A 5,773-nucleotide genomic window follows, 5' to 3' on the forward strand; every position below is an offset into this window, starting at 1 on the left:
CAGGTCTCCGAGAGGCGTCCCGGTGCCGTGCGCCTCCACAGCGTCCACGTCCGCGGCCGTCAGCCCCGCCGCGGCCAGCGCCTCGCGGATGACCCGTTCCTGCGACGGACCGTTCGGAGCCGTAAGGCCGTTCGAAGCGCCGTCCTGATTCACGGCGGAGCCGCGGATCACCGCCAGCGGCCGACGTCCCTGCGCGCGGGCGTCGGAGAGCCGTTGCAGCACCAGCACGCCGACGCCCTCGGCCAGTCCGAATCCGTCCGCGGTGTCGGCGAACGCCTTGCACCGCCCGTCCGGCGCCAACCCGCCCAGTTGGGAGAACTCCAGGAACATGCCGAGCCCCGGCAGCACGGTGGCACCCCCGGCCAGGGCGAGGTCGGACTCGCCGGAGCGCAGCGACTGCGCGGCCAGGTGCAGCGCGACCATCGAGGACGAGCACGCCGTGTCCACCGTCACGGCCGGCCCCTCCAGGCCGAGCGCGTACGCCACCCGGCCCGAGGCGACGCTTCCTGTGGTCCCGGTCAGCAGATGGCCCTGAAGGTCCGAGCCGGCGTCCAGCGACGGCCCGTAGCCCAGCGTCAGCATTCCGGCGAAGACCCCGGTGCGGCTGCCGTGCAGCGCGGTGGGCCGGATGCCCGCCGATTCCAGAGCCTCCCAGGAGGTCTCCAGCAGCAGCCGCTGCTGCGGATCCATCGCGAGCGCCTCGCGCGGCGAGATCCCGAAGAACTCAGCGTCGAACAGGTCCGCGTCGTGCAGGAAGCCCGCTTCGCGCTGGTAGTAGCGCCCGGGTGTGCGGGGCTCCGGGTCGTAGAGTCCGCCGATGTCCCAGCCGCGGTCGGCGGGGAACGCGGAGACGGCGTCGCCGCCGTCGGTCAGCAGCCGCCAGAGGTCCGCCGGGCTCGTCACGCCTCCGGGGTAGCGGCATCCCATGCCGACGATCGCGATGGGATCGTCGTCCTCCGCCCTCGGGCGGCGCGCCGCGACGGCCCCTGCGGGCGGCGGGGTGCCGGGCGTCAGCCGGGTGAGCAGGTGGTCGGCGAGCCGCGCGGCCGTCGGGTGGTCGAAGACGGCGGCGGCGGAGAGGGCGACGCCGGTGGCGTCCGCGATACGGCTCCGCACCTCCAGCGCCGTCACCGAGTCCAGGCCCAGTTCCATGAACGGGCGGCGGCGACCAGCCGCCGGGAGCGCGTCGCGGCCGATCACAACGGCGACTTCGGCGCAGATGAGGTCCACGAGCGCGCTGTGCCGGTCCGCCGGGGAGAGCGGTGCCAGCGTCTCGGTCAGCATCGTGAAGGTGTCCTCGGCCGGGTCGGCCGAGGCGCCGCCCGCCGGGGACGGGCGGGCCGCGTCCTCCCGCTCCAGGAGTTCCGCCAGCGCGTCCGGCACCGGTGTCGTGGGGGTCTTCCCGGCAGGCCGGGGTACGGTCGCCCCCGCTGTCCACAGCTCTCCGAGTGCCTCCGCCATGCGACGCGGTCCGCCGTTGTCCCGGCGCAAGGTGGCGAGAACCGCCCCGGACGCCCCGCGGTGCTCGATGATGTCGCGCATCGCCGAGGTGAGGACCGGGTGCGGGCTGACCTCCAGGAGCACGTGGCGGCCTTCGGCGAGCAGGCCGCCGACCGTCTCCTCGAACCGGACCGGGTGGACGAGGCTGCGGCACCAGAAGTCGGCGTCCAGCGGAAGGTCCGACACCTCTCCCGCCTCCAGCGACGACAGGAAGCGGACCCGCGGAGCCCGTGGCCGCAGGTCCGCCAGATCGGCGCGCACCCGCGGCAGGATCTCCAGCATCTGCGGCGAGTGGGCGGCCAGGCCCACGGACGTCCTGCGCGCGGACATCCCTTCGCCCCGCAGGGCGTCGATCAGTTCGGCCGCTGCCTCGACGCCACCGGAGACCAGGACGGCCGAGGGGCCGTTCACCGCGGCGATCACCAGCTCGCCGCCCCAGGCGGCCAGGCGTTCCTGGACGACTCGCGCGGAGGCCTGGACGGAGACCATGTCGCCCCTGCCCACCAGAGGCACCTGGGACCGGCTCCACAGCGCGACGACCCGTGCGGCGTCGTCCAGGGACAGCGCCCCGCTCACCGCGGCCGCGGCGACCTCGCCGAGGCTGTGGCCGACGACGGCCTCCGGCTCCACACCGTGGGAACGCCACAGGTCGGCCAGGGAGACCATGACGGCGAAGAGCACCGGTTGGACGACGTCGGGGCGGTCGAACACGGCGCCCGCGTGGGGATCGCGGGCGACCTCGGTGAGCGACCAGTCGACGAAGGGTTCCAGCGCCTGGGCGCAGTCGTCCATCCGCGCCCGGAAGACAGGTGAGGCGTCGAGCAGTTCGGCGGCCATGCCGGGCCACTGGGATCCCGCGCCCGGGAAGACGAACGCCACGCCGGCGGCTTCCCCGACGCCGGTCGACACTCCGGGCGCGCGCCGGTCCGCGGCGAGGTCCGCCAGGGCGGCCAGCAGACCCGCTCGGTCGTGCGCGCTCACCGCGGCCCGGTGCCGGCGCCCGCCGGCCGGGTGACGCATCAGCCAGTGGGCGATGTCCTCGGACGGCAACTCGGCGTGTGCTCGTACGTACGCTTCGAGCCGGCGGGCCCTCTCCCGCAGCGCACCGGCGCTCTCCGCCGAAAGGACCCAGGGCAGGGGGGTGCGTTCTGAGAGGTGTGACATGTCTGGCTGGGACCTTCCGAGCGTCGATTCCGGAGCGCTGCCGTCCGGGGCGGGGAGGGGGTGGGGCCGCGGGCCGTCAGGGACGGCCGGTGCCGGAGGGGCGAACCGTTTCGTTCCAGTCGATGTGGTGTCCGTAGAGCCAGTCCATGGAGGCCACGGAGGGCAGCCACTTGAGCACCAGCGGGCCGAAGATGTCGCGCAGGTGCATGCCCCAGGGGGTGCGCACCTTCACGGGCTTGGCGTTCATCTGGCCCCACTTGACGACCTTGTCGACCCGCGGTGTGCGCAGCGCCTCGTACGCGGCGAGGGCCGCCGCGGGTTCCGGGACGTCCCGCAGGCACTTGGCGAGGACGACCGCGTCCTCCATGGCCATGGCCGTTCCGGCGCCGATGCGGCCGGTCATGGCGCAGGCGTCACCGATGAGTACGGCACGGTCCCGGTAGCGGCCGGGGGGCTTGGGCAGCCGCTCCATGAGCCGTACGTCGATCGGTCCTGTGGCATTGCCGATGACTTCCCGGACGGCGGGCATGTCGCGGCCGTAGACGTCCAGCAGCCACCGCTTCCACTCCTCCGCACCGGTGGTGTCGCCGGGTCCGACAGGCTCCTCCCGGGGGGCGAACGCCAGCCACTGGACGCTCCTGTCCGCCTCGACGTGGTAGCTGAAGTGGCCTTCGTAGCCGAAGGAGGCCACGACCGTCTCGGGCGTCGGCTCCAGGGTTCCGGGGAGGGAGCGCCCTCCCAGGCCGAGGACGCCGGTGTACGACGCGTCCGTGGCCTGCGGGAAGAGGGCCCGGCGGACGGCGGAGTGCACACCGTCCGCGCCGACGAGGATGTCCCCCTCGGCGGTGGATCCGTCGGTGAAGACCGCCGTGGCCCCGCTGTCGGTCACCTTGCAGGATTCCAGTTCCTTGCCGTACACGATCTCGATCCCACGCTCGGCGCACAGGTCGCGCAGTTTCTCCTGGAGCGTGTTCCGGCAGATCAGCAGGCTGGTGGGCGCGCTGTCGGACGCCGCGCCGTTGTACATCGCGCCGAGGTACTTCCCACTGCCTGTGTAGGACGGCAGCTTCGGGACGGGAATGCCGTCCGGCTCGATGCCTATCGCGAGCAGCGCGTCGAGGGCGTTCGAGCCGACGCTGAGCAGGTGGCCTTCGTCTGTCGTGGGGCCGCTGTCGCGCTCGAACACGGTGGCTTCCACACCGATGCGGTGGAGTGCCAGGGCGAGCGTGGCACCGCCGGCGCCGCCTCCGGCGATGATTGCGTTGAGAGTCATATCTGTTCTTCCGCCTCGGTTTCACGATGATCGGGGTATGTGGCGAGCAGCCATTCGTGCACCGCCAGGGCCGTGGATTCGGCGTGCTCCTCCATGAGGGAGAAGTGGTGGCCCGGCACGGTCGTCTCGACGTGCTCCAGGGGCCAGTGCGCCCGCCAGTCGGGCCCGGCGGCGGGCAGGGGGTCCGACGCCCGGACGAACAGCGTGGGGACCGAGGTCTTCTCGGGCTCCCAGTCGTCGAACAGCCGGAGGTAGCCGCCCATGGCCGTGAGCTGTTCGCCGGTGAGCAGATCGCGGGTGCTGTCGTTGTCGCGCACCGCGTACGCCTCGGTCATCAGAGCGGTGGTCATGGCCTGGCTCACCCCCTCCGCCGGGGGGTAGGTGTCCAGCAGGACGACGGCGAGCGGGGGTGTGCCGGCCCGCTCCAGTTCGCTCGCCGTGGCATGCGCGAACCAGCCGCCCGCCGAGTGCCCGGCCAGGACGAAGGGCCGTCCCAGGGACGCCGTGCGGACAGCCGCCGCGAGCGTGCGGAGGGCGACGTCGCGTGTCGCGGGCAGCGCCTCGCCACGCGCGAATCCTGGGAAGGGCTGGATCGTGACGTCGCACAGGCCGCGCAGGGCCGCGCCGAATCGGGTGTAGTGGTGGGCGCCGGAGGGCGCCACCACGGAGGGGAAGCCGATGATCTGCGGTGCGGAGTCCCCCTCGGCGAGGCGGACGGGCTCCGGAGCGGTGCCGGGCTCGGTGAAGACCGCGCGGAAGGCGGCCGCTGTGCGGAGGAATCCGACCGCCTCCGCCCCCCTGTCGCCGGCGTTCGCGGTGCGGAACAAGGAGACGAGCAGGTCGTCCGCCGGTTCGGGCCGTTCGGCGGCCTGCCGGTCGGCTGTGCCGAGTTCCCTCACCACCGTCTCCGCGAGCGCCCGTGGTGAGGCGTGCTGGAAAAGGGTGCTGGCCGGGAGGTGCAGTCCGGTCTCCGCGTTCAGCCGGTTCCGCAGGTCCATCGCGGTGAGCGAGTCGAAGCCGAGCTCCAGGAACCCCCGGTCGGGAGCCACCTCGTGCGAGCCGTCATGGCCGAGGACCGCCGAGGCGAGGCGGCTCACCAGTTCCAGGGCGAGGCGCTCGCGGTCCCCGGCCGGCGCGTCGCGCAGCCGCCGCCGGTGTCCGGCCGGGGCGGGCCGGGACTGTCCACGGCGCCGTACGATCTCGCTGAGGAGGGCAGGCACCTCGCGCCCGCCGAGGACGGTGGGATCGAACCGCATCGGCACGAGCACGGGATCCCCCGCGTCGAGTGCCGCGTCGAACAGGGCCAGCCCCTGCTCGGCGCTCAGCGCCCACAGCCCGTTGCGGGCGAGCCTGGCCCGGTCGACGTCGCCGGTCAGTCCGCTGGGCGGCGCCCACAGCCCCCATGCCAGGGACTGGGCGGGCAGCCCCAGGTCGCGGCGGTGTTCGGCGAGCGCGTCGAGGTAGGCGTTGGCCGCCGCGTAGTTGCCCTGGCCGGGTCCGCCCAGGACACCGGCGGCCGAGGAGAACAGGACGAACGCCGACAGCCCCGATTCGCGGGTCAGTTCGTGCAGGTGCCGCGCCCCGTCCGCCTTGGGGCCCAGCACTGTGTCGAGACGCTCGGGCGTGAGGGACTCCACCATCGCGTCGTCCAGGACCCCGGCGCAGTGGACCACCGCGGTCAGCGGGTACTCGGCGGGGATCGCGGCCAGCACCCCGGCGAGCTGTTCGCGGTCGGCGACGTCGCACGCCACCGATGCCACGGTGACCCGCAGGGGGGCGAGTTCGGCTTCGAGGCCGGCGGTCGCCGCTGGGCCGCGCCGTCCGAGGAGCAGCAGC

At 73.5% G+C, this 5,773-nt stretch carries 3 protein-coding genes; all 3 read right to left on the minus strand.

Annotation, left to right across the window (positions count from 1 at the left end):
• A partial coding sequence (locus tag QR77_RS46455) for a type I polyketide synthase (protein WP_160310873.1) occupies positions 1–2,664 on the minus strand: 2,664 nt, incomplete at its 3' end.
• Positions 2,665–2,740: 76 nt separating this feature from the next.
• Complete coding sequence (locus QR77_RS03225) at positions 2,741–3,937, minus strand: FAD-dependent monooxygenase (RefSeq protein WP_052488502.1); 1,197 nt, start codon at positions 3,935–3,937, stop codon at positions 2,741–2,743.
• The coding region (locus QR77_RS03230; protein WP_160310874.1) for a type I polyketide synthase at positions 3,934–5,773 on the minus strand (1,840 nt) is incomplete at its 5' end. The genes QR77_RS03225 and QR77_RS03230, both read right to left, overlap by 4 nt.

The sequence above is a fragment of the Streptomyces sp. 150FB genome, from assembly GCF_000818195.1.
Classification (GTDB): Bacteria; Actinomycetota; Actinomycetes; order Streptomycetales; family Streptomycetaceae; genus Streptomyces.

Coding starts and splice junctions, on each gene's coding strand:
- QR77_RS03225 (WP_052488502.1), bottom strand. CDS start 3,937: ATGACTCTCAACGCAATCATCGCCGGAGGCGGCGCCGGCGGTGCCACG.